General features: G+C 59.7%; 19 protein-coding genes, 1 tRNA gene and 1 riboswitch. Of the genes, 13 read left to right on the top strand and 7 right to left on the bottom strand.

Annotation, left to right across the window (positions count from 1 at the left end):
- Positions 1-61 precede the first annotated feature (61 nt).
- Both ACW5XC_RS08110 and glpX read right to left on the bottom strand, forming a co-directional pair.
- On the bottom strand, positions 62-313 hold the full coding sequence (locus tag ACW5XC_RS08110; RefSeq protein ID WP_042053467.1) for a YkgJ family cysteine cluster protein: 252 nt from the start codon (positions 311-313) through the stop codon (positions 62-64).
- Between the two features lie 134 nt (positions 314-447).
- Positions 448-1,458, bottom strand: coding sequence for a class II fructose-bisphosphatase (gene glpX, locus ACW5XC_RS08105; RefSeq protein ID WP_005336386.1), 1,011 nt, complete (start codon positions 1,456-1,458; stop codon positions 448-450).
- Positions 1,459-1,679: 221 nt separating this feature from the next.
- Between glpX and ACW5XC_RS08100 the strand changes: the two genes are divergently transcribed.
- The 8 genes from ACW5XC_RS08100 (at position 1,680) to ACW5XC_RS08065 (ending at position 12,046) form a co-directional block, all read left to right on the top strand.
- Positions 1,680-2,735: a porin gene (locus tag ACW5XC_RS08100; protein ID WP_042053466.1), complete on the top strand. Its 1,056-nt coding sequence runs from the start codon at positions 1,680-1,682 to the stop codon at positions 2,733-2,735.
- A 120-nt stretch (positions 2,736-2,855) separates the two neighbouring features.
- Positions 2,856-3,776 carry an ABC transporter substrate-binding protein gene (locus ACW5XC_RS08095; RefSeq protein ID WP_080771380.1) on the top strand — a complete coding sequence of 307 codons (921 nt, stop codon included), beginning with the start codon at positions 2,856-2,858 and terminating at the stop codon, positions 3,774-3,776.
- Between the two features lie 33 nt (positions 3,777-3,809).
- Positions 3,810-4,688 carry an EamA family transporter gene (locus tag ACW5XC_RS08090; RefSeq protein WP_080771379.1) on the top strand — a complete coding sequence of 293 codons (879 nt, stop codon included), beginning with the start codon at positions 3,810-3,812 and terminating at the stop codon, positions 4,686-4,688.
- A 435-nt stretch (positions 4,689-5,123) separates the two neighbouring features.
- Positions 5,124-6,590, top strand: a complete 1,467-nt coding sequence (yjeM, locus tag ACW5XC_RS08085; RefSeq protein WP_042053465.1) for a glutamate/gamma-aminobutyrate family transporter YjeM — start codon at positions 5,124-5,126, stop codon at positions 6,588-6,590.
- 258 nt (positions 6,591-6,848) lie between these two features.
- Positions 6,849-7,760, top strand: coding sequence for a D-alanyl-D-alanine endopeptidase (gene pbpG, locus ACW5XC_RS08080; RefSeq protein WP_042053464.1), 912 nt, complete (start codon positions 6,849-6,851; stop codon positions 7,758-7,760).
- Positions 7,761-7,983: 223 nt separating this feature from the next.
- A complete protein-coding gene (locus tag ACW5XC_RS08075) occupies positions 7,984-9,021 on the top strand; it encodes an acyltransferase (protein WP_042053463.1) in 1,038 nt (345 codons plus the stop codon).
- A 295-nt stretch (positions 9,022-9,316) separates the two neighbouring features.
- Entirely contained in the window at positions 9,317-11,359 is a 2,043-nt protein-coding gene (locus ACW5XC_RS08070) for a TonB-dependent receptor (RefSeq protein ID WP_042053461.1), read from the top strand.
- Between the two features lie 21 nt (positions 11,360-11,380).
- A complete protein-coding gene (locus ACW5XC_RS08065; protein WP_323670580.1) occupies positions 11,381-12,046 on the top strand; it encodes a PepSY-associated TM helix domain-containing protein in 666 nt (221 codons plus the stop codon).
- 239 nt (positions 12,047-12,285) lie between these two features.
- Here ACW5XC_RS08065 and ACW5XC_RS08060 read toward each other — a convergent pair.
- Positions 12,286-12,371, bottom strand: a tRNA-Leu gene (locus ACW5XC_RS08060).
- 143 nt (positions 12,372-12,514) lie between these two features.
- On the opposite strand from ACW5XC_RS08060, the gene ACW5XC_RS08055 reads away from it, so the two are divergent.
- A complete protein-coding gene (locus ACW5XC_RS08055) occupies positions 12,515-13,048 on the top strand; it encodes an RDD family protein (protein WP_042053459.1) in 534 nt (177 codons plus the stop codon).
- Positions 13,049-13,122: 74 nt separating this feature from the next.
- Here ACW5XC_RS08055 and lptG read toward each other — a convergent pair whose 3' ends face one another.
- Positions 13,123-14,193 (bottom strand): LPS export ABC transporter permease LptG, encoded by a 1,071-nt coding sequence (gene lptG, locus ACW5XC_RS08050; protein WP_021231808.1) that lies wholly within the window; start codon positions 14,191-14,193, stop codon positions 13,123-13,125.
- Between the two features lie 25 nt (positions 14,194-14,218).
- A complete protein-coding gene (lptF, locus tag ACW5XC_RS08045) occupies positions 14,219-15,331 on the bottom strand; it encodes an LPS export ABC transporter permease LptF (protein ID WP_005356742.1) in 1,113 nt (370 codons plus the stop codon).
- Positions 15,332-15,503: 172 nt separating this feature from the next.
- Here lptF and pepA point away from each other — a divergent pair, with 172 nt between their 5' ends.
- From pepA to ACW5XC_RS08030, 3 genes are all read left to right on the top strand, one after another.
- Positions 15,504-17,012 (top strand): leucyl aminopeptidase, encoded by a 1,509-nt coding sequence (pepA, locus tag ACW5XC_RS08040; protein WP_005336423.1) that lies wholly within the window; start codon positions 15,504-15,506, stop codon positions 17,010-17,012.
- Positions 17,013-17,186: 174 nt separating this feature from the next.
- Positions 17,187-17,642 (top strand): DNA polymerase III subunit chi, encoded by a 456-nt coding sequence (locus tag ACW5XC_RS08035; RefSeq protein ID WP_040068777.1) that lies wholly within the window; start codon positions 17,187-17,189, stop codon positions 17,640-17,642.
- Between the two features lie 64 nt (positions 17,643-17,706).
- Positions 17,707-20,559, top strand: a complete 2,853-nt coding sequence (locus ACW5XC_RS08030; RefSeq protein WP_042053458.1) for a valine--tRNA ligase — start codon at positions 17,707-17,709, stop codon at positions 20,557-20,559.
- Between the two features lie 68 nt (positions 20,560-20,627).
- Here ACW5XC_RS08030 and ACW5XC_RS08025 read toward each other — a convergent pair whose 3' ends face one another.
- Complete coding sequence (locus tag ACW5XC_RS08025) at positions 20,628-21,614, bottom strand: sodium:calcium antiporter (protein ID WP_042053581.1); 987 nt, start codon at positions 21,612-21,614, stop codon at positions 20,628-20,630.
- Positions 21,615-21,701: 87 nt separating this feature from the next.
- Positions 21,702-21,809: riboswitch (yybP-ykoY riboswitch) on the bottom strand.
- Positions 21,810-21,981: 172 nt separating this feature from the next.
- Between ACW5XC_RS08025 and ACW5XC_RS08020 the strand changes: the two genes are divergently transcribed.
- Positions 21,982-22,569: a superinfection exclusion B family protein gene (locus ACW5XC_RS08020; RefSeq protein ID WP_042053457.1), complete on the top strand. Its 588-nt coding sequence runs from the start codon at positions 21,982-21,984 to the stop codon at positions 22,567-22,569.
- A gap of 96 nt (positions 22,570-22,665) precedes the next feature.
- Here the strand turns inward: ACW5XC_RS08020 and ACW5XC_RS08015 are convergent, their stop codons facing one another.
- A complete protein-coding gene (locus ACW5XC_RS08015) occupies positions 22,666-23,526 on the bottom strand; it encodes an AraC family transcriptional regulator (RefSeq protein WP_042053455.1) in 861 nt (286 codons plus the stop codon).
- Positions 23,527-23,529: the final 3 nt, after the last annotated feature.

The raw sequence follows: 23,529 nt of genomic DNA, 5'->3' as shown, positions 1-23,529 counted from the left end.
AACAGAAACGCGAGAGGCCGCATGATGCGGCCTCTTTTTTTATCTCTTCGCCCTGCCCTCGTCAGGTAGTGAGCCGCTCCAGCTCGCCGATCAGCCAGATGGCCTCGGCACGGTGGCTGCCGCACACATCCATCATGGGGCGGAAACCGCCGCACACCGCTGGCCGCTCCGGTTGACCGAAGATCTTGCAGCCAAGGGCGCTATCGAGCTGGATACAGGGGACGCCAGCCGGTTTGCCATCTGGCATACCGGGAATGGCACTGCTGATACTGGGGACGATGCAACAGGCAGCGCAGCCGCTACGACACTCCATAGACTCCACTCCTTTGGGACGGTCTGAGCCACCATAGCCGAAGCGGCGGCACAAACGTAGCTGGCACACAACAAAAAGCCCGACCGCACGGGCGATCGGGCTTCAGACAACACAGCCGATTCAGCGAGCCATCATCACAGGATGATGTCGCGTACCACGCTGTCTTTGCGCTCCAGGTAATGGATCGACTTGATACGACGAATGGTACGGGATTTACCACGGATCAACAGAGTCTCGGTGGTCGCCATCACGCCATCGCTGGTGATGCCATCCAGCAGATCACCCTTGGTGATGCCGGTGGCGGAGAAGATGACGTTGTCATTCTTCGCCATGTCTTCCAGCTTGAGCACCTTGTTGACATCGATGCCCAGCGCTTCGCAGCGGGCAATTTCCTGCTCGCCCAGCGCACGCACTTCCGGGCTGTCGCCCTTGACGCGGTGACGCGGTACCAAACGGGCCTGCATGTCACCATCCAGCGCGCGGATCACCGCCGCGGAGATCACCCCTTCCGGTGCGCCGCCGATGCCATACAGCATGTCGACTTCGCTGTCCGGCAGACAGGTGAGGATGGAGGCGGCAACGTCACCATCAGGAATGGCGAACACCCGCACGCCCAGACCCTGCATCTCCTTGATTGCCTTGTCATGACGCGGCTTGGCCAGGGTAATGACGGTCAGACGGGAGAGCGGCTTGCCCAGCGCCTTGGCCACGGACTTCAGGTTCAGCTCGAGAGCCTGATCCAGGTCGATGGCGCCTTTGGCCTTGGGCCCGACGATCAGCTTTTCCATGTACATATCAGGCGCTTTCAGGAAAGAACCCTTGTCGCCCACTGCCAGCACGGCCAGCGCGTTGGCCTGACCCATGGCAGTCATGCGGGTACCCTCGATGGGATCGACCGCGATATCCACCGCGTCGCCGTGTCCGGTACCAACCTTCTCGCCAATATAGAGCATCGGCGCTTCATCAATTTCACCTTCGCCGATCACAATCTCACCATCGATCTCGATCTGGTTGAGAATGTGGCGCATGGCCGCTACGGCCGCCCCATCAGCGATATTCTTGTCACCACGTCCGAGCCACTTGTAGCCAGCCAGTGCAGCCGCTTCCGTCACTCGGGAAAACTCGATTGCCAGTTCACGTCTCATCGCATATCCAACCTATGGAGCTCGAAAACGGGCGGCATTCTACCACAAGGGCAAACCTTTGCGCACAAAAGTAGCCGCTGCGAGCAAGAATGTAGCCAATTCATCCAATTGCAACCCAATTGCCATCGACTCTTCATCCAACTGTCACCCCGCTGTCATCCCTGCTGCCTAGCATGACCCCGTTTTCAAAACAAAAGCTTGCAACACCACAAGGGATTACGATGAAAAAGCTGACTGTAGTGGCACTGGCTCTCACCGCAGCCTTCCAGGCTCAAGCCGTTGAAGTGTACAAAAATGACACCTCCATGCTGGATCTCTATGGCCGTATCTACGCTGGCCACTTCTTTGGTGACAAGAAGGAACTGGATGCCAGCGGCAAACCGAAAAGCGAATACAGCGACAAACAGGGTGCCAACCAGTTTGTCCGTTTCGGCGCCAAGGCCGAGACCCAGATCCAGAGCGGCCTGAAGGCGCTGGCTCAGTACGAAGTACAGATGTATATCAATGACAGCGAGAAGACCATCAGCGAGAACTCCGACAACCTGCGCACCCGTCTGGCGTTCGCCGGTGTCGGCGCTGACTGGGGCACCGTGACCTTCGGTCGCCAGAAAGGGGCCCCGGGTTTCCTGGCCGACTGGACTGATGTCTCCCTCTCCGACGGCTACGGCAACGAGGCGCTGGGCGCCAAGACCGATACCTTCGCCACCAACCGCGCCGGTTCCGTGCTGAAATACTCCGGCCTGTTCAATGGCTTCCAGCTCGACACCAGCTACAAGTTCGACGGTGGTGACACTGAAGAGACCACTAGCAAGGATAGCGACGCCGCTTACGGTGCTGCCGTGGCCTACACCTTCCCGTTCAACCTGTCTCTGGGTACCGCTTACAACGTCGGTATCCGCGACAAGAGCGGTGAAGAAGATGCCAAGCTGTGGCTGATCTCCGCCAAGTTCGACAACAAGGCCGCCTACGCTGCCCTGAGCTATGCCGATGGCAGCGACTTCCTGGCGACCGGCACCGATCACACCGGTTGGGAAGCCGCGCTGGGCTACAACTTCGAGAACGGCTTCGGTCTGATGGCCCTGTGGAACAAACAGGAGCAGGACAAGACTGGTATCAAGAAAGACAACGTGGATTACTACACCCTGGGTGCCCAGTACAAATTCAACAAGAACCTGCGGGTGATTGGCGAGTACCGCATCAACAATCTGGACAGCAAGGAGAGCGGCAAGCTCAACGTCAAGGATGACTTCCAGCTGGCTGCCCGCTACGACTTCTAATCGAGGTTTTGCGGATCCCCAAAGCGCGATGGCTTGCCATCGCGCTTTTTGCTGGGCGTCGTTCACGACCGGATAAAGTAGCCTAGGCTCAACAGTAGATGTATCGCCGGAGAGATGATTATGGTCAGGCTGCCTTTCGTCCTGCTGTTGCTGCTGGCTCTTCCCGCTCACGCCCTCTCTATCGCCATGGTGCTGTGGCGCGGTGAAACCGCAGCCGAAGCGGGCTTTCGGGCAGAGCTGACCCGCCTTGGCTATCAGGCCACCATCACCACCTATAACGCCGATCAGGATCGTACGGCGCTGGCAACCATGCTGCGCCAGCAGATGCTGCCGAAACTGGCCGAATACGACTACATCTACACCTTTGGCACCACCGCAACCACCATGACCAAGAGTCTGGTGGCCAACCGCAAGCCACTGATCTTCAACGTGGTATCCGATCCGGTCGGGGCAGACATCCTCTCGGAAGACAAAGCCCAGAACAGCATGGTGGCCGGGGTAAGCAACATGGTGCCGATGGCACTGCAACTGGCTAACGCCAGCGAGCATCTGGCCACCGGCAAACGGCTGCTGCTACCCTTCAACCCCCGTGAGCAGAACACCCTGCTGGTGGCCGATATGTTGCTCAATGAAGCGAAACGCTATCAGTGGCAGATGGTCACTTGGCGAATGGCCCCTGACCCACGGCGGCTGGACAACGAACTGAAGCGGCTGCAACAGGATGCCAAAAACGACATCGTCTTTCTGGCCGCAGACAGCTATCTGCTCTCCATCGCCCCCCGTTTGCTGAATGCACTCAACGAAGCTGCCATCCCTACCATCTGCAGCGCCGAGCTGTTCGTCGAACACGGCTGCAGCGTTGGCACCATCAGCAGCTACGAGGCGCTGGGCAAGATGGCCGCCGGGATCATCCATCGCCATCAGCAGGGAACAGAGTTGCAGGATATTCCGCTGCAGACCGACCCCCATCCCAAACTGGTGCTGGGGCAGCTGGGTAACGCCACCACGCAGGAGGAGAGCCCCGCAAAGCCGAAGCCTTGATAAAGATCTCGGCCAATCAGGCTCCGGGCGGGTATGCTGTTAACCCCCATCGCCCGAGAGTCCTTTCCCATGAGCACCACCGTCTTTTTTGCCGTTCTGCTGGCAGCCCTGCTTCACGCCAGCTGGAATGCGCTGGTCAAAATTGGCGAAGAGCGGCTGGTGGGGGTATCACTGGTGGCGATCTTCTCAGGGCTTATCGCCGCCGTGGCGCTGCTGCCCATGGGGCTTCCCTCTGCTGCCGAACTGCCCTGGCTCGGCCTCTCAGTCCTGCTCCATATCGGTTACTGCCTGTTTCTCAGCCATGCCTACAATCAGGGCGATTTTGGCCAGATCTATCCGCTGGCCCGTGGCAGTGCCCCGCTGCTCGCCATGGCGTTAAGTGCCCTGCTGCTGGGGGACTACCCCGGTTACGGCGGCATCATCGGCGCCTGCGTGCTGATCATGGGGGTCTTGCTGATGGCCTGGCGAGGCGGGCAGCAGCGCCTTGACAGCAAAGCGGTTCGGGCAGCACTGATCACGGCCATGTTCACGGCGACCTATACCCTCTCGGATGGTGCCGGCGCCCGCGCAGGGGGTGAACCGGTACGCTACACCCTCTGGCTCTTTGCCTGTACCGGGCTGGCGATGCTGCTGGTGTTGCTCGTCCACCAGAAACGCAACGCATGGCGCCAGATCCGTCGCCATGCGATGGCGGGAATTGCAGGAGGTGCCATGTCACTGCTCGCCTACGGGATTGTTATCTGGGCCATGACCCAAGCCCCCATTGGCGTGGTCGCGGCTCTGCGCGAAAGCAGTGTGCTGTTTGCCATGCTGCTCTCGGTCTGGCTGCTGAAAGAGCCGCTCGGGCGCATGCGGCTGACGGCGGCGGCCATTATCACCGGCGGCGTGCTGCTGACCCGGCTGGGAGGATAAGCGCTGTCGCCATTGGTGCGTATTTATCAGGCAGGATGGCGTAATTCACTCCGCCAAATATGCCGAATACAAATAATGGAAATAAGTGTCGGCCCGGGCGTAAATGTTTACATCCGCAACGTATCAATTAACTGGCAGGTCTGTTCATTTCAACCACAGCTTCATTCGGGAAACTTACCTGCCCATCAGCATTAATGATAAAATCGTTCACAGTTAATTTTCGGCAACGCTGACCAATACCGCGCATGGCACAGACCATGCCGCTCCGCCCATACATTCATTGACCGCCTGACGGGTAAGCCAGCCCGGTCAGAGATGACCCGATCGCGCCCGCCACAGCAAGATGGCATGGCGCTACCGCGTTATTAATGGGTCCGGTTTCGTCCGTTTAATTTTTGATTATTTTAAATCCAGCACCATCAGGGAGTTTTTAATATGTCGGCAAAAAAGCTGAAATTGGGCGCCTTTATATTGATGATATTAACATCGGTATTTGGCGTCACTAATATCGGGATCGGTTTTTACCGAATGGGATATGCCGCCATTCCGATGTTCGTGATCGGCGGTCTGTTCTTCTTCATCCCGTTCATTTTGATGATGATCGAATTCGGCACCGGCTTTCGCAAAGAGGCGGGCGGTATCTTTACCTGGATGCGCCACTCGGTCTCGACCCGATTCGCCTTTATCGGTCTGACCATGTGGTTCGCCTCCTACGTCATCTGGATGTTTGGCAAGGCGCTCTCTATGTGGGTGCCCCTCTCCTTCATGCTGTTTGGCCGCGACATCACCGTCATCCCGGTCACCCTGGGTACCGGCATCGACTTTGGCCCCTTTATTCTGGGTGTGGTCGCCATCGCGCTGGTTGCCACCGTCACCAAGCTCATCACCCTGGGTAGCGCCCGCTTCGCCAAAGTGGCGGCCATCGGCGGTCTCTCCGTGGTGGCACTCAACGTGTTGCTGTTGGTCGGCGGCGTCTTCACCTTCGCGGTGAGCGGCATGACCCTGCAGGAGCCCTTCACCCAGGCATCGCTGACGGCCTCTCCCAATGCCGCGTTCAACGACATCATCCCCTTCCTCGGCTTTATGGTGTTCGCCATCTTCGCCTACGGCGGGGTCGAGGCGATGGCCGGGGTGGCTGACGAGCTGGAAGATCCGGAGCGCGACCTCAAGCGCGGCATCTTCCTCTCCGGCGCCTTCATCGTGCTCTGCTACATCATCGGCTTTCTGGCGGTCGGCTCCATCATGCGCTGGAGCGACTTCCCGGCCGAGGGGATCACCTCTCTCTCCGCCCTCTTCATCATCATGCTGGAGCTGGGGCGCCATCTTGGTGGCGAGTGGCTGGGACAGGTGTTCATGCGCTTTGCTGGATTGGGCATGTTCCTGAGCTATCTGGGTGCCTTTATCGCCCTCTCCTACGCACCGCTGCGCCAGTTCATCACCGGCACCCCGAGCTACTTCTGGCCGGAGCGTTTCCAGCGCGAGAACGAGAATGGCGTGCGGATTGAAGCCCTCAAGGTGCAAGCCTGGGTGGTCTGTCTGTTCATTGCCGCCAAGTCCATCTTTACCCTGATCAACCCGGAAGGGGCCGCCGCCCTCTATGAGCTGATCATCACCATGACCAACGTCGGCATGACCCTGCCCTACATGTTCCTCATCTACGCCTGGTATCGCTATCGCAACAACCCGGCGCTGGGCAAGGATCTGATCTTCTTCAAGAGCGCGGGCTCGGTGCTGCTGGCTACCATCATCAGCCTGATCCTGGTCGCCTTCGGCAACGTCTTTACCGTGGTAGCCCCCTTTATCTCCGGCGATATATCCACCGGCGTCTGGACCATCATTGGCCCGCTGCTGTTCGTGGTGATCGCCATGCGCTTCAAGATCAAGCAGGAAGATGCCCACTAAACGGTAAGCAATGCTCCATGCCAATCGGGACCGTTCTGGTCCCGATTTTTTTAGCGCCTGCTTCCGCTCGCCATCACGACCAGCCCATAGTTTCAATGTAAAAAAGACTCCATAGAGACCGTTCTTACGTTCTCCTCGTCGTCAGATCGCGCTCAACGCCGTAAATTATCAATATCAAGGTGAGAATGATTGTGAAGCGCCAGTTCACGACATATAACTTAGCGAGATATCCCTGTATTTCGTCCGGTAGAGCTGATCATGATGATGCGTTCCCTCCTTCCCCTGTTGCTTGGCGCAGTAATGCTGCCGGCCACTATGGACAGTGCCCATGCCAACCCCTTTTCCGCCAGCAGCAAGAGCAGCAGCGGCTTTCTCGAGCGACGGGATGTGCCCAACCTCAGCTCGGCTGCCTTCGTGGTGGCCAACCACAGAACCGGCGAGGTGATCTCCGAGCGCAACGGCAACCGGGTAATGCCCATCGCCTCACTCACCAAGCTGATGACGGCGCTGGTAGTGCTGGATGCCAACCTGCGCCTCAACGAAATGCTCACCGTGACCAATGCCGACATCGACCGCATCAAGGGAACCGGTTCACGCCTGGCCATCGGCTCCAGGCTCAGCCGCGCCGAAATGCTCCATATCGCCCTGATGTCCTCTGAAAACCGTGCCGCCTCGGCACTGGCCCGCCACTATCCCGGTGGTCAGCGCGCCTTTGTCGAGGCGATGAACGCCAAAGCCCGCATGCTGGGGATGTGGAATACCCACTATGCAGACAGCACCGGGCTCAACCCGCGCAATGTCTCCACCGCGCAGGATCTCGCCAAGCTCGCCGCCGCAGCGGCCTCCTATCCGCTGATCCGCCAGTACTCCACCGACGAGCAGAGTTATGTGCGCACCAACAAGCGTCAGCTGCACTACCTCAACTCCAACCGGCTGATCCGCGAAGGGCAATGGGAGTTCACCCTCTCCAAGACCGGCTATATCCGCGAAGCGGGCCGCTGTCTGGTGCTGGGCACCAAGGTCAATCGTGAGCCGGTGATCATGGTGTTGCTCAATGCCGAGACCACCAACGATAGGGTCGCCGATGCCAAGCGGATCAAAACCTGGCTGGAGAGCTCGGGCAGAACCACCCTGGCAGCCAACCAGAGCAGCATGCTGACTCACCAGTAAGCTCGAGATCCCCAACCAAGCGAGGCACCTGCCTCGCTTTTTTTATCTGCATGAGCGCGCCCAAAAAATGGGATCCAGTTCCCGCTACAGGTAACACCTTCCGCCATCCCGTTACAAAACGTAACTACTCAACAGCGTGATTCACACTAATAGAATCAATTGGTTGTAACCTGGCAGCAAGAATTTTAGCGTGCCATCACAACCCCTGTAACGACGAGCCACCATGCGTATTTCCAGTATCGAGTGCGGGCGGGTACTGGCCATTCTGGCCGTGATGACCATTCACGTATCCCCCTTCGCCAATCCGTTCAATCCCGCCCTGTGGGGAAGTGGATCCTGGCTCTGGCTGAGCGGCACCATCAACCAGTTATGCCGCTTTGCCGTGCCGCTGTTTTTCCTCTGTGCCGGTTACTTTCTGCAGCCGAGACTGAGCCGCGAAGCGCCGCTGACCGTGGCCTGGCGCTACTGCCACCCCTTGCTGCTGCTCTGGCTGGTATGGAGTCTGGTCTACCTGCTGGTGCCGTTCAATCCGCTGGATGCCGTGCAGCAAGGCTATCTGGCCTCCCTGCGCGGGCAGTGGCAATTCCAGCTCGGCGACCCCCTCAATGGCTGGCTGGTGGGCGGCATGATCCACCTCTGGTTCCTGCCAGCCCTGATCATGGCGGTGACCCTGCAGGCACTCTGCTACCGGCTTGGCAGACCAGAGCTCGCCCTCTGGCTGGGTCTTGGCCTCTACCTGCTGGCGCTGCTGGGGGGCTCCTATGCCAAGCCGCTGCTGGGCGCCGAGTGGCCACTGCTCACCCGTAACGGCCCCTTCTTCTCCCTGCTGTTTGTGGCGCTCGGGGCCCTGTTGCGCCAGCGTCAGTGGCAGCCCGATGCCCGCACCGGCTGGCAACTGCTGCTGGCGGGCGTGGCGCTCTATGGCTGTGAAGCCTGGGCGCTGCAGCACTTCGCCGCAGTGCCGCTCACCCGCCACGACTTCCTGCTCGGCTCCCTTCCCTGGTCTCTCGGTCTGTTTGGCCTGCTGCTGGCCAACCCCGACTGGGGCAAGGGCAGCTGGCTTGAACGCCAGGCCCCCAAAGTGCTAGGGATCTACTGCCTGCACATGATGCTGGTGGTCTGGCTCTTCGTGTTCGGCCCGCAGGGCGCATCCATCCAGTGGGAGATCGCCAAGGTGCCGCTGCTGCTGGGAGCGTCTCTGCTGGCCTATCGCCTGCTGGCGGCCCAGCCCCTCACCCGCCTACTGCTGCGTACTCGCTGAGTCCGGTATCCGGCCCGTCCTATCGGGCCGGATACCTCTTCACGTTTAGCCCCTTTCTCTTCCGCTACGCCCTTTTTGCTCTCGCTTCATTACCGCAGTTTGCTGCAATGGTTCTACTTTTCAGCCGCGCTTCCCCAACCGTAAAACCTGCCCCCACAGCCCCCCCTCTATTTTCACCTTGCCAGACAAATGAAAATCAATATCATTGGCATCCCGCTTAAGCGGGCCAGGCTAATTATAATTAAATCAATATGTTCGAGCCGTCAGGTCGACATCCAAAGAGTCAATATTGAATATGCAGCACCCTCACTTTCGCAGAACGCTGGTCTCGCTGGCACTGCTGGGCACCGGCTTCACTGCCCAGGCCACCGATGAAACCATGACTGTGGTTGGCAAACGCTCCCAGCATCAGGAAGTTGCCACCGCAACCCGTACCAATACGCCAGCCAAGCTGGTTCCCCAGACCATCGACAGCGTCAAGGTCAGCGAGCTGACCGCCTTCGGCCAACCAACGCTGAGTGAGGCCCTGAGCGGCATTCCCGGGGTCAACGCCAGCGGTGACACCCGCTTCGACGGGGTCAATATCCGCGGCTTCAGCGCCAGCAACGACTTCTATCTCGACGGGTTCCGCGACGACATGCAGTACACCCGGGATCTCGGCAACATCGAGCGGGTGGAAGTGCTCAAGGGCCCGGCTGCCGTGCTCTACGGCCGCGGCAGCACGGGGGGCATCGTCAACCGGGTCAGCAAGAAGCCGCAAAAAGGGCAGGAGTCCAGCGTCACCGCCCGGGTCGGCAGCTTTGACAGCCAGCGTCTGGCCGCCGACCTCAATGGCGAGGCGAGTGAGCAGGTGCAACTGCGCCTCAACATGGCGCAAGAGGACAAAGATAGCTTCCGCAACGGCGTGAAGAGCAAGCGCACTCTGCTGGCCCCTTCCGCCAACTGGGAGATCAGCGACAACCTCAACTGGCTGGTGCAGTACGAGCGCAACGAACATGACCGCACCCCGGATCGCGGCATTCCCGGGGTCAATGGCCGTCCGGCCGATGTGCCGCGAGAGTATGTCTACAGCGATACCAGCCGCGACTTCATCGATGACGTGGCACAATCCACCCGCTCACGCCTCTCCTGGGATATCAACGATCAGTGGCAGTTGCGCCAGCAGCTCGGTTACTCCACCCTCGACAGCCAGTTTGACAACACCTATGTCACCAGCGTCAAAGGGGATCAGGTGACCCGCTCCCGCTGGCAGCAGGATCTGAAAGCGAAGAACCTGATCAGCAACACCGAGGCCGAAGGTCTGTTCCAGACCGGCCCGGTGGAACATCGCCTGCTGGTTGGCTTCGAGCAGAACTGGCAGGAGCGCACACCCAAGCTCTACCAGAACGCCACCGCCATTCCGTCTGGCAATCTCTACGATCCGGGCTCACTGCCTACCTACAATGGCGCCATGAAGCTCTCCAGCGACGCCAAACACAAGGTGCGCGGCAATGGCCTCTATCTGCAGGATCAGCTCAGCCTGGGTGACTGGCATCTGGTTGGCGGGCTGCGCCGTGACGACTTCACCGTCACCAGTCGCCGCTACGACCTCAACAAGGAGGAGAGCGTCTCGGTCAACAGCCTGAGCCCGCGCCTCGGTCTGGTGTGGAATCCCCTAGAGGATCACGCCTTCTACACCTCCTACAGCAAGACCTTCACTCCGGTGGGCGGCGAGCTGATCGGCATCACCCCGGGCGACAAGAATAACGGGCTGGAACCCCAGCACACCCGCCTCTACGAAGGTGGCGTGAAGAGTGACTGGCTGAACGGCAAGCTGGCGACCACCCTCTCCCTCTATCGACTGGAGATGTACAACAAGCGCACCAAGGATCCGCTGGATCCCACCAAGGTGATCCTCACCGGCCTGCAGCGTACCGAGGGTGTCGAGCTGAGCGCCCGTGCCGAGCTGACCGACGAGATCTATCTGCGTGGCGGCTTCGCCATTCAGGATGCGGAGCAGGTCAAGGCGGATGCGGATCTGCAGGGCAAGCGCCCGATGAACGTCTCCCGTCAGAATGGCCAGCTCTATCTCGGCTACAAGAGTGGCGAGCAGGGCTGGTTCGGCGAAACCGGAGTAACGGCGGTGGGCGATCGCTTTGCCGACAACGCCAACACCACCACACTGCCCGGTTACGCCCGCTTCGATGCGCGCGCCGGTTATCGCTGGCAGCAGTGGGAAGCCGAGCTGAGCGCCGAAAACCTGACCGACCACGAGTACTTCGTCAGCGCCACCAGTGCCAACCAGATCATGCCGGGTACACCCCGTCAGCTGAGCCTGACCGGTACCTACCGTTTCTGAACTCTGTGACAACCACCCCGACTGGCCAGCCCTTGCTGGCCAGTTTTTTATGAAGCAACCACGATGAAACGCAGAAGAGTTCCCCTTCACAACAACAAATGGGTACGCCGCCTCCATGCCTGGGCCGGTTTTTTTACCCTCGCCCTGATGCTGATGTACGGCATCACCGGTCTCTGGCTGCAACACCGTGCCGTGTTGCCCATCCCCGGCCCCCACACCGACAAATCGAGTGAAGAGATAGTGCTCAAGGCGCCACTCGCCAGCCCGGAGCAGCTGAAAATCCTGCTGCAACAGCGCTATCCCGATACCTTTGCCGACGGGCGAACCATGATCACCCCGGCCCAGACCCTGCCCACCCCGAACGGCCTGCTCATCCTGCCCGCCAAGTGGGAAATGCGCGGCGTCACCCTCAGCCAGAGCGTGGCTGCCAGCTATGTTGAGGGTACCCTGCTGGTACGTACCGACCTGCAACTGGCCAACTTTGCCGCCAGCCTCAACCGGCTGCACCGCGGCATGGGCACCGGCCTCGGCTGGCAGCTGTTTGGCGATATCGCCGCCCTGGCCCTGCTGCTGCTCGCCCTCACCAGCCTGTTTATGTGGACCAAGCTGCACGGCACACCCAGAGCCATCATCGCGCTGACGCTCGCAGGCACCCTCGGTACCCTGCTGTTTGCCCTGCTGGGATAGTGCGGCAACCATATTCTGATGCAGCAAGGTTTGGAAAAAACCGCAATAGAAACAGGCCGCTGGCGGTGATGCCGTCAGCGGCTATATCAAGAAAAGGAAATAATGGAGAGCAGGAAAAGAGAAGGGATACCAAGAGGTAACAGGAAGTACTGCCAGCTCAACAGTAACGCCCCAAAAGCGCAGAAACGCCAAAAAAACAAAAGGCCATCATTGCTGATGGCCTTTTGTCATGAATTTGATGGTGCCCGGGGTCGGACTCGAACCGACACGGTTATTCACCGGCGGATTTTGAATCCGCTGCGTCTACCGATTTCGCCACCCGGGCAACTGCGAGGGATTATACGAATGGCGCGATGCCATGCAAGGTGTTTTTCGATTGAACACTCCCGTTTGTTCATTTATTCAACGCCTTGCCGATGCAGGGCCAGTTACATAGAATGCCGCCATCATCTTAATGGAATAAAAACGATGGCCAAGCCTAAAAAAGTCCAACAAAAATCCCCCTCTCCCGCCACTCAGCCATACCCGTCAGCGGGTCTGATGCGTCGCCTCGGCGCCCTCATCTATGATGCGCTGGTGGTGACTTCGCTGCTGATCATCGCTGGCTTCATCGGCATGGGTGTCGCCAAGCTGTTGCTGGTCACCGGCATGGCCAGCGTACCGGCGGGTGAAGATACCGTCTGGTTGCTGACCCGCCACCACCTGAGCCTGATCTACACCCTGTGGCTCGCCTTCGTCATCTGCGGTTTCTACACCTGGTTCTGGACCCGCGCTGGCCAGACCGTCGGCATGCGCGCCTGGCGGCTGCGCATTCAGAACGAGGATGGCAGCCACATCCGCGTTACCCAGGCGTTGATCCGTCTCGCTACCGCCGCCTTTGGTCTGGGCAACCTGATGTGCCTGTTCAACCGCCAGCGCCCACGGGCGTTTCAGGATATCTGGGCTGAGTGCGAAGTGATCGTGCTGAGCAAGCAGGAAAATCTGGAATTGTTGAACAAGTAATCCCGGATCAATGCAGCAACGAAAGAGGGCACCAACAGGTGCCCTCTTTGCATTTCCTCATAATCCCGTGCGGATTACTGCTTGCGGCTGAGGATGTAGAAGGAGATGCCGCCAAACAGCAAGCTGGGCGCGATAGCCGCCAGAATCGGCGGTACCGCATAGACCAGACTGATGGGGCCAAACACCCGATCACTCACGTAGACGGCGAAGCCGGTCATGATCCCCATCAGCATCCGCGCCCCCATGCTCACCGAGCGTAGCGGGCCAAAGATGAAGGAGGAGGCCAGCAGGATCATCGCCACCACCGAGAGTGGTGACAGCAATTTGCGCCACATCTCCAGCTTGTAGCGACCGGCATCCTGCTTGTTGGCATCGAGATAGCCGATGTAGTCGAGCAGACCGGAGACCGAGAGGTTCTCGGGGTCGATACTCACCACCCCCAGCTGCTTGGGCGTCAGCTCCGAGCTCCACTCCATCTTGTCATGCTGCTCGCTGCGGATCTGCGCGGGATCGTCGAAGCGGGTAACCTGGGTCTGCTTGAGCAGCCAGTGGTGACGCTCAAACACCCCCTCCTGCGCCTGCACCACGTCGATCAGCTTGCGCTCGGGGGTGAAGCGATAGAGGGTGATGCCGGTGAGGGCGCCATCGTTACGCACCCCGTTGATATTGACGAAGTTGTTGCCATCGCGAGCCCACACCCCGTAGGCGGAAACCGTCAGACGACCTTCGGAGAGCGCGCCCGCCTTGATGTCATCTGCCATCCGCTTGGCGATGGGGGCCACATATTCCCCCATCAACCCCACCATGATCATCAGCGGGATCGCCGTCTTGAGCGCAGCCATCACGATACTGATCTTGGAGCGACCCGCCGCCTGCATCACCACCAGCTCGGAGCTGGTCGCCAGCTGACCCAGACCAATCAGGCCACCCAGCAACGCGGCCAGCGGGAAGAAGAGCACCGCCTCCTTGGGCATGGAGAGCAGCACATAGTAGAGGGCATTGATCATGTCGTAGTTGCCGTCACCGACCGACTTGAGCTGCTCCACATATTTGATGAGCGCCGCAAGGCCAACCAGCGTGATTTCACACAGCAGGATCGACATAAAGATGACCCTACCGATATATCTATCGAGAATGCCAAACATCAGCAGAAGTTCCTATGTTGCAGCATCATGCTGATTTTCTGTTGAAATAGCGCCCTTTCACCCCGTTCCACCAGCTGGTGCCCTGCAGATTGAGGGGCAGGCCGATAAACAGCAGGTAACCGAGCGGCACCAGGAACATCCCCGGCCAGTAGGGCAGCCGACCGCTGTCGATGGCCGAACGGGCGGCGCTGAGCAGCAGGAAGTAGGAGAGATAGAGCATGATGGCCGGTAACAGCTTGGCGTAGCGCCCCTGACGGGGATTGACCCGCGCCAGCGGAACTACCAACAGGGTGAGCACCGGAATGGAGAGGGGCAGCGAGATACGCCACTGCAATTCCGCCATCATGGCGTTGTCCTGGGTACCAAACAGTTCCATGGTCGGCTTGGCCGCCGCCTTGCGGTTGGAACGCTCCATCTCCTGCTGACGGATCACCAGACCATATTCGCGAAAATCGGAGATCTGGAACTGCTTGCCGGAGAAGTTCCCTTCGTAGCGGGAGCCATCCATCAGGGTCAGCCACTGCAGGCCGTTCTCATCGACCGTCACCACCCCTTCGGTCGCCACCACCACCGAGGGAGGATTGTTCCCCTCCGCCCGCTGCAGCACGAAGATCTTTTGCAGTTTTGAGCCGTTGTCGTTCAAATCCTGGATATAGGCAACCAGACGCCCTTTGTCGAGCTCCATAAAGCGGCCCGCCTGCAGGAAGGAGATACCTGGGTCCGACTTGAACTCGTCGATCACCTGATACTCGCGCTCCTTGGCTTGCGGGGCGATCCAGCCGGTGTTGAACGCCGCGACCACCGCCGTCAGCAAGGCCAGCAACATGGCGCTGCGCATCACGAAACGGTGGCTGAAGCCGACCGCATGCATCACCGTCATCTCGCTTTCGGCGTAGAGGCGACCATGGGCAAACAAAATGGCTAAAAAGAGACTGATAGGCAGCATCAACAGCGCCATATTGGGCAAGTTGAGCAGCAGCAGGGTGGAGACCAGACGTGTCGGCACCTCGCCATCGGCGGCGTCACCGATGATCTTGATAAATTGTTGGCTGACAAAGATAAGCAGCAATACGAATAACACTGCCAGCTGGGTTTTCAGGGTTTCCCTGAACAAATATCGGAAAACGATCACAGTCATTCCCAAGTAAACTTGTGTTTTTAGTCGAATGCCTGAAAAATAGGGCCGTATATTGGATTTTTACCAGTTTGAACTGCGGAGCCTGTGGCTGTTCGCTCCGCCTCTGATACCCCAACAAGCACCGCATTATTCAATAAAAGGTGCCTTTTGTCTTTAGGATGTAGGAGATTCCATGGAGTTCAGTGTAAAGAGTGGCAGTCCAGAGAAGCAACGGAGCGCCTGCGTCGTAGTCGGCGTATTTGAGCCTCGTCGCCTCTCTCCGGTTGCCGAACAACTGGACAAGATCAGCGATGGCTATATCAGTTCGCTGCTGCGCCGTGGCGACCTGGAAGGGAAACCAGGCCAGATGCTGCTGCTGCATCAAGTACCGGGCGTGCTCAGCGAGCGCGTACTGCTGGTCGGATGCGGCAAGGAGCGGGAACTCGACGAACGCCAGTACAAGCAGATCATCAACAAGACCATCACCACCCTGAACGAAACCGGCTCCATGGAAGCGGTCTGCTTCCTGACCGAGCTGCACGTCAAGGGTCGGGATACCTATTGGAAAGTGCGCCAGGCGGTAGAAACCACCAAGGCGGGCCTCTACAGCTTCGATCAGTTCAAGACCAACAAGGCCGAGCCACGTCGCCCGCTGCGCAAGCTGGTATTCAACGTGCCGACGCGTCGGGAACTGACCATTGGTGAAAAAGCCATCGCTCACGGTCTGGCCGTGGCCAAGGGTGTGCGGGTCTGCCGCGACGTGGCGAACATGCCGCCCAACGTCTGCAACCCGGCCTATCTGGCCTCCCAGGCCCGTCGTCTGGCAGATGCCTACGACAACATCACCACCAAGGTGGTGGGCGAGCAGGAGATGGCCGAACTCGGCATGAACTCCTATCTGGCGGTGGCTCGCGGCTCCGACAACGAAGCCATGATGGCTATCATCGAATACAAGGGTCATCCGGATGCCAAGCCCATCGTGCTGGTCGGCAAGGGTCTGACCTTTGACTCCGGCGGCATCTCCATCAAACCGGCCGACGGCATGGACGAGATGAAGTACGACATGGGTGGCGCCGCCTCCGTGCTCGGTACCATGCATGCGCTGGCCCAGCTGCAACTGCCGATCAACGTCATCGGCGTGCTGGCAGGCTGCGAGAACATGCCAGGTGGCAACGCCTATCGTCCGGGTGACATCCTCACCTCCATGTCCGGCCAGACCATCGAAGTGCTCAACACCGATGCGGAAGGTCGTCTGGTGCTGTGTGATGCGCTGACCTATGTGGACCGCTTCGATCCGGAAACCGTGATCGACGTGGCGACTCTGACCGGTGCCTGCGTCATCGCACTGGGCCACCACACCTCGGGTCTGCTGGCCAACCACAACCCGCTGGCCCACGAGCTGCTAAACGCCTCCGAGCAGGCGGGAGATCGCGCCTGGCGTCTGCCGTTGTTCGACGAGTATCAGGAGCAGATTGACAGCCCGTTCGCCGACATGGCCAACATCGGTGGTCGTCCGGCCGGCACAATCACCGCGGCCGCCTTCCTGTCACGCTTCACCAAGAAGTACAACTGGGCCCACCTGGATATCGCCGGGACCGCCTGGAAAAGTGGCAAGGACAAAGGCTCTACCGGTCGTCCGGTACCCCTGCTGACCCAGTTCCTGCTGAACCGGGCTGGCGTGGATATCGAAGAGAAAGAGTAACTCTCCGGCCCCTGCCGATGGCTGCATCGGAAGGGTTGGCGTTACCCTGAACCACAAGGAAGAGGCCCGCCTCTTCCTTGTTTCATTCTTGAATCAGTGAGCTGCGGACGGGAAACGCCCCGTCAGCCTCATGAGGCGGTCAACAGTCCGTCACCGCAAAACGGGATCAACCTGATGAGCCAAGTGACCTTTTATCTGATGAGCGAACAGGATGACGCGCAGGCCTCTGCGGTCGAGCGACTGGCCTGCACTCTTGCGGCCGAGTCGTGGGGCGCGGGCCATATCTACCTGTTCTGCAACGATGAGGCCCAGGCTCTGCGTCTGGACGAGCTGTTGTGGCAACTGCCGCCGGAGCGCTTCGTGCCGCACCAGTTGCAGGGCGAAAGCGGCATGGCCCCGGTGGAGATCGGCTATCAGCCACCGAAACGGCGCTACGCCCGCCTCATCAATCTGGCCACTGCGACACCTTTGTTTGCAGGACACTTCGCTCAAGTGGTAGATTTTGTCCCCACTGACGAAACACAAAAGCAGCAAGCCCGCGAGCGCTACAAGCACTATCGCCAGGCAGGCCATACCCTCGAAATGAGGGATCAGCCCGTCCTTGCCGCACCGGATCCGGCGCAGCCCTGACTGCAACCAATTGATCCATAAAGAATCAACACCAGACTCCATCCATCCAGATTACGGCGAGACCATGGAAAAGACTTTTAATCACAACGCCATCGAACAGGCGCTCTATCAGCACTGGGAAGCCCAGGGTTACTTCAAGCCCCACGGCGACACCAGCAAAGACTCCTTCTGCATCATGATCCCGCCGCCGAACGTCACCGGCAGCCTGCATATGGGTCACGCCTTCCAGCAAACCCTGATGGATACCCTGATCCGCTACAACCGCATGCAGGGCAAGAACACCCTGTGGCAGGCAGGTACCGACCACGCCGGTATCGCCACCCAGATGGTGGTTGAGCGCAAGATCGCTGCAGAAGAGGGCAAGACTCGCCACGATTACGGCCGTGATGCCTTCATCGACAAGATTTGGCAGTGGAAGGAAGAGTCCGGTGGCACCATCACCCGCCAGATGCGCCGTCTGGGCGACTCCGTGGATTGGGAGCGCGAGCGCTTCACCATGGATGAGGGTCTCTCCGCCGCCGTGCAGGAAGTATTTGTCCGTCTTTACGAAGATGGCCTGATGTACCGCGGCAAGCGTCTGGTGAACTGGGACCCGAAACTCAACACCGCCATCTCCGACCTGGAAGTGGAGAACCGCGAGATCAAGGGCCACATGTGGCACCTGCGCTACCCGCTGGCCAACGGCGCCAAGACCGCCGAAGGCAAGGATTACCTGATCGTCGCCACCACCCGTCCGGAGACCATGCTGGGCGATACCGCCGTGGCTGTGAACCCGGAAGACCCGCGCTACAAGGCGCTGATCGGCCAGCACATCCTGCTGCCGTTGGTGAACCGCCTGATCCCCATCGTCGCCGATGAACACGCCGACATGGAGAAGGGCACAGGTTGCGTGAAGATCACCCCGGCCCACGACTTCAACGATAACGAAGTGGGCAAGCGCCACAGCCTGCCGATGATCAACGTCTTCACTCTGGACGCTCATGTGCGTGCCGAGGCCGAAGTGGTCGACACCAACGGCAACCCGAGCACTGCCTATGACGCAGCCCTGCCGGCCGAGTTCGCCGGTCTGGAGCGCTTCGCCGCCCGTAAAGCGATTCTGGCCAAGCTGGAAGAGCTGGGTCTGCTGGACGAGATCAAGGATCACGTGCTGCAACAGCCTTACGGCGATCGCGGTGGCGTGCCCATCGAGCCAATGCTGACCGACCAGTGGTACGTGCGCGTCGCACCGATGGCCAAGACCGCCATCGAGGCGGTGGAAGATGGCCGCATCCAGTTCGTGCCGAAGCAGTACGAAAACATGTACTTCTCCTGGATGCGCGACATTCAGGACTGGTGCGTCTCCCGTCAGCTGTGGTGGGGTCACCGCATCCCGGCATGGTATGACGACGCCGGCAATGTCTACGTTGGCCGCAGCGAAGATGAAGTGCGCGCCAAACACAGCATCCCGGCCGTAACCGTACTGCGTCAGGACGAAGACGTGCTCGACACCTGGTTCAGCTCCGCCCTGTGGACCTTCTCCACTCTGGGCTGGCCGAACAACACCGAGGCACTCAAGACCTTCCACCCGACCGACGTACTGATGAGCGGCTTCGACATCATCTTCTTCTGGATTGCCCGGATGATCATGATGACCATGCACTTCATCAAGGACGAAAACGGCCAGCCGCAAGTCCCGTTCAAGACCGTCTACATCACCGGCCTCATCCGTGACGAAGAGGGCCAGAAGATGTCCAAGTCCAAGGGCAACGTGCTGGACCCGCTCGACATGATCGATGGCATCTCGCTGGAAGACCTGCTGGAGAAGCGCACAGGCAACATGATGCAGCCGCAGATGGCCGAGAAGATCGCCAAGCGTACTGCCAAGCAGTTCCCGGAAGGGATCGATGCCCACGGCACCGACGCCCTGCGCTTCACGCTGGCGGCGCTGGCCTCTACCGGTCGTGACATCAACTGGGACATGAAGCGCCTGGACGGCTACAACAACTTCTGCAACAAGCTGTGGAACGCCTCCCGCTATGTGCTGATGAACACCGAAGATCAGGACTGCGGTTTTGCCGGTGGCGAGATGCAGTTCAGTCTGGCGGATCGCTGGATCCAGTCCCAGCTGCAAGTGGCCATCCGTGACTTCCGTACCGCCCTCGATACCTACCGCTTCGACATCGCGGCTGGCGTGCTGTACGAATTTATCTGGAACCAGTTCTGTGACTGGTATCTGGAGCTGACCAAGCCGGTACTGACCAAGGGTTCCGAGGCCGAGCAGCGCGCTGCCCGCCACACCCTGGTGACAGTGCTGGAAACCCTGCTGCGTCTGGCACACCCGATCATCCCGTTCATCACCGAGACCATCTGGAAATCGGTCGCCCCGCTGGCTGGCGTACACGCCGACACCATCATGATTCAAGCCTTCCCGGAGTTCGACGCCGCCAAGGTGGACGAAGCCGCGATGGCGGATCAGGAGTGGGTGAAGGAGTTCATCGTCAGCATCCGCAACATCCGCGCCGAGATGAACGTGGCACCGAGCGTGCCCCTCAACGTGCTGCTCCAGTGCGATGCCAAGGATGCCCAGCGCGCCGCTGACAACGAGGCCTTCCTCAAGTCGCTGGCCCGTCTGGAATCCATCCACGTACTGGCGGACGGTGAAACCGCCCCACTGTCAGTGAAGAAGCTGATCGGTGCCACCGAGCTGATGATCCCGATGGCCGGTCTCATCGACAAGGATGCCGAACTGGCCCGTCTGGCCAAAGAGGTTGCCCGTCTGGTGGGCGAGTGCGGCCGTATCGAAGGCAAACTCGGCAACGAAGCCTTCGTCGCCAAGGCACCGGAAGCGGTCATCGCCAAAGAGCGCGAGAAGCTGGAAGATTACCGTCTCCAGCTGACCAAGCTGGAAGCCCAGCAGGCCGAGATCGCCGCCCTGTAAGCGCACCGTCCAACCGCTACAACAAAGCCCCCTGCCAAGGGGGCTTTTTCATATCCGCGCTTCCCGCTTCAGCTCACCAGCAACCAGCCGCAAAAACCGAGATAGAGCAGGCCGACCAGTGCCAACCGCCCGGCGGTCATGGTTCCCTTTCTGAACCCCCACCAGAGCAAGCCCACTGCCAGCAGCGTCACCAGCGAGGAGGCCATCATGGCACCATCCAGCAACCAGGGGGTGAAGATCAAGCAGAATGCCTTGGGGATAGTGCCCTGGATCATCATGGCCCCGGAGATATTGGCCAGCGCCAGCCGGTTCTTTCCCTGCCGCACCCAGATCAGCACGTTCATCAGCTCCGGCATCTCGGTCGCCACCGGACTCAGCAGCAGGGCCGCCAGCACCGGAGAGAGGCCAAACAGCTCGCCCATGCTCTCCAGCTGATGGACAAACAGCTGGGCCGCCAGCGCTACCACCACCAGCGCAGCCAACGTCTGCAGCAACACCTTGCCAAGGGGCGGGATCCCGGCATCGGGTGCCAATTTGAGGGGCTCCGGCAATTCGACTTCGTGGCTGTCACTCTGTTTCAGCTCGCGCCTTACATAGACGAGGTAGACCAGCAGGAAGAGCGGGGCCAACCAGCTCTTGCCGGTGAAGGCGACCAGCCCCAGTGCGGTCGCCACCAGAAAGATGCCGATAAACCAGCGCTGATCCCGGCCAATCTCGCGCTGCACCTCGCCATCGATGGCCCGTTCGGTACGCCCCATGCAAAGCAGCAGGGTGAGGCCGACTGCCGCATAGCCGATGGTCGCCAACACCAGCGGCCCGCCAAGGGCGGCGCCAATGCCGATCTCCTGCTGGGCGGTTGTGTTGCCCATCAGCAGAGCGGTCAGGGTCACGATACACTCGGGTAGCGCCGTACCCAGTGCCGCCAGCAGCGAACCGGTGGCGCTTTGGGAGAGTTTAAAGTGGTGGCCGGTCCACTCGATGCCGTTGACGAAGTATTCGCAGGCAAGGTAGATGGTGACCGCAGAGACGAGAAATAACAGCAGGGTAATCAACATAATAGATACCGCCAGGCGAGCAGAATAACCGATGGACCCGACATGGCTCGCCCGGCTGGCGTGCATATCGAGGCCAAAGGTCTTGCAGAGCGATAGTGCCTATCGCCGCCCATGCCATGGATGCGAGGATCCAAGAGTGTTGACATGGGCCCGGCCCGGAATGCGGGCGGGTTGCTACTCCCCAATGACTGAGGAGACGTTTTAGCAACTCGACCACCGCCTCACAAGGCAAATTAATGACAACTCATTCAATAAGTTGTAAGGGAATGTAACCTCGCCAGTCCCTCCTCCCCACCGCTATTGCGCTGTTGGCACACCGATTGCTGTAGGTAGTTCACTATCCACAACAGTTTGGGAAGGATGAACAATGAAACGGTGGATCCAACATTTCTATCAACTGAACCGCCTCAATTGGCTGATGGTCTGGTTGTTGCTCTGCTGCAGCATCATTCTGCTGTTTCCGGCCGGGCTGATGAAAGGGGCCGTCAGCCAGTGGGCTGCGGATCATGCGGCCTGGCTGGGGGTCGGCATGCTGATCGCCATCTCCTACTTCTGCAGTCAGGGCTTCCTGATCGCCTGGGAGTGGGCATGCGAAGAGTGGCAGGCGCGCCGTCAGCAGGACCAGCTGGCCCAGATGATCGGCTTCCTCGACTTCAACGAGAAGGCGGTGCTGCGCGAGTTCGTGCTGCAGCGTAAAAGCGTCATAAACTTGCCGATCACCGAGCCCGCCGTCAAAAACCTGATGGATGCCGGCGTCCTCACTTACGCCTACGGCAAACCGACGCGCGAGAAAGAGGACGAGAACCAGATCCGCGCCCTGATGATCGCCCTGCCCGCCCGACCGCTGCTCACCTACAAGGTGCTGGGACTGTCGCGCGGCAAGATGAGCGACGAGCAGGTGGAGCAGATCATGAACGCCCGTCCCAAGTTCGCCCAGAAGGGGTTCCAGCGCTAACCGCCGCCCAGCAGCCAGATGCACAAGAGCCGGACACTGTCCGGCTCTCTCGTTTCTGCGCAACATGATGTACCGCTCAGCTTTCCCTTCTGCGCCCTACCCCTTGAGGCTGGAGCAAAAGCTGACATCGTCCTGCACCGGATCATCGCTCATGCTGTGATAGAGCTCGAAGCAGGGACCATTGCCAAACTCCAGCCCGGCAGCAACGATGTCGCCGATATGTTCCTGCCAACGCGGGCCATACTGACTGCGGTCGGTAATAAGATAACGGGACTGGGCATAACGACCGGCGGGAATAATCTGGATCTCGACCGCACCCATCCCCACCGTCCCCGCAGGCACCGTCACCCCGATGTCAGTGCGACACTGGGCTGGCGGAGTCACCTCGGGGTTATCGTGATAGATGAAGATCCACTCCCCACCTTCCAGACCGCGGGCGCTGGCCCACTGATGCAGCTGACTACAAACGGGACCATACCCCTCGCCATAGGGGCCGGTGACACGCATATAGGCCAGAGTGCGGGCGTCCATCTCGATGGTTTTCATGGTATTGCTCCTTGCTGATGAGTGACCCTCAGCATAAGGATTCGGCTGCACAAGTGCGTGTCCATCCTTGCTCATCAAGTGTCCATTCTTGCTCTTGTCGCGGCGAAACTCTCCCGGCGTGCAACCATAGTAACGGCGAAATACCTTGGCAAACGCCTGGGAGCTGGCGAGCCCTGCCCCCAACGCAATGGCCGTGACACTGGCATCGGTATAGCAGAGCTGCCAAGCAGCCCGCTGGATGCGCAGACGACGACACATCTCCCCGGGCGTCTCCCCCGCCACAGCCGTAAACACCCGGTGAAAATGGTAGAAAGACAAGCAGGCACTGCTTGCCAGCGTTTCGATGGAGAGATCGGGATTCTGCTCCAGCGCCCGGATCACCGGGCGCAATCTGGCCTGATAATCGACCATACC

The sequence above is a fragment of the Aeromonas sp. 25-AL00135 genome (assembly GCF_054052385.1).
This window is presented reverse-complemented; position numbering and strand designations above follow the sequence as displayed.

Bases quoted from the DNA above. Each gene is read 5' to 3' on its own strand.
- lptF (WP_005356742.1), bottom strand. From the start codon at position 15,331: ATGACTGTGATCGTTTTCCGATATTTGTTCAGGGAAACCCTGAAAACC.
- ACW5XC_RS08020 (WP_042053457.1), top strand. From the start codon at position 21,982: ATGAAACGGTGGATCCAACATTTCTATCAACTGAACCGCCTCAATTGG.
- pbpG (WP_042053464.1), top strand. From the start codon at position 6,849: ATGATGATGCGTTCCCTCCTTCCCCTGTTGCTTGGCGCAGTAATGCTG.
- ACW5XC_RS08090 (WP_080771379.1), top strand. From the start codon at position 3,810: ATGCTGTTAACCCCCATCGCCCGAGAGTCCTTTCCCATGAGCACCACC.
- yjeM (WP_042053465.1), top strand. From the start codon at position 5,124: ATGTCGGCAAAAAAGCTGAAATTGGGCGCCTTTATATTGATGATATTA.
- ACW5XC_RS08110 (WP_042053467.1), bottom strand. From the start codon at position 313: ATGGAGTGTCGTAGCGGCTGCGCTGCCTGTTGCATCGTCCCCAGTATC.
- ACW5XC_RS08095 (WP_080771380.1), top strand. From the start codon at position 2,856: ATGGTCAGGCTGCCTTTCGTCCTGCTGTTGCTGCTGGCTCTTCCCGCT.
- ACW5XC_RS08100 (WP_042053466.1), top strand. From the start codon at position 1,680: ATGAAAAAGCTGACTGTAGTGGCACTGGCTCTCACCGCAGCCTTCCAG.
- ACW5XC_RS08025 (WP_042053581.1), bottom strand. From the start codon at position 21,614: ATGTTGATTACCCTGCTGTTATTTCTCGTCTCTGCGGTCACCATCTAC.
- lptG (WP_021231808.1), bottom strand. From the start codon at position 14,193: ATGTTTGGCATTCTCGATAGATATATCGGTAGGGTCATCTTTATGTCG.
- ACW5XC_RS08015 (WP_042053455.1), bottom strand. From the start codon at position 23,526: ATGGTCGATTATCAGGCCAGATTGCGCCCGGTGATCCGGGCGCTGGAG.
- ACW5XC_RS08075 (WP_042053463.1), top strand. From the start codon at position 7,984: ATGCGTATTTCCAGTATCGAGTGCGGGCGGGTACTGGCCATTCTGGCC.
- ACW5XC_RS08055 (WP_042053459.1), top strand. From the start codon at position 12,515: ATGGCCAAGCCTAAAAAAGTCCAACAAAAATCCCCCTCTCCCGCCACT.
- glpX (WP_005336386.1), bottom strand. From the start codon at position 1,458: ATGAGACGTGAACTGGCAATCGAGTTTTCCCGAGTGACGGAAGCGGCT.
- pepA (WP_005336423.1), top strand. From the start codon at position 15,504: ATGGAGTTCAGTGTAAAGAGTGGCAGTCCAGAGAAGCAACGGAGCGCC.
- ACW5XC_RS08030 (WP_042053458.1), top strand. From the start codon at position 17,707: ATGGAAAAGACTTTTAATCACAACGCCATCGAACAGGCGCTCTATCAG.
- ACW5XC_RS08035 (WP_040068777.1), top strand. From the start codon at position 17,187: ATGAGCCAAGTGACCTTTTATCTGATGAGCGAACAGGATGACGCGCAG.
- ACW5XC_RS08070 (WP_042053461.1), top strand. From the start codon at position 9,317: ATGCAGCACCCTCACTTTCGCAGAACGCTGGTCTCGCTGGCACTGCTG.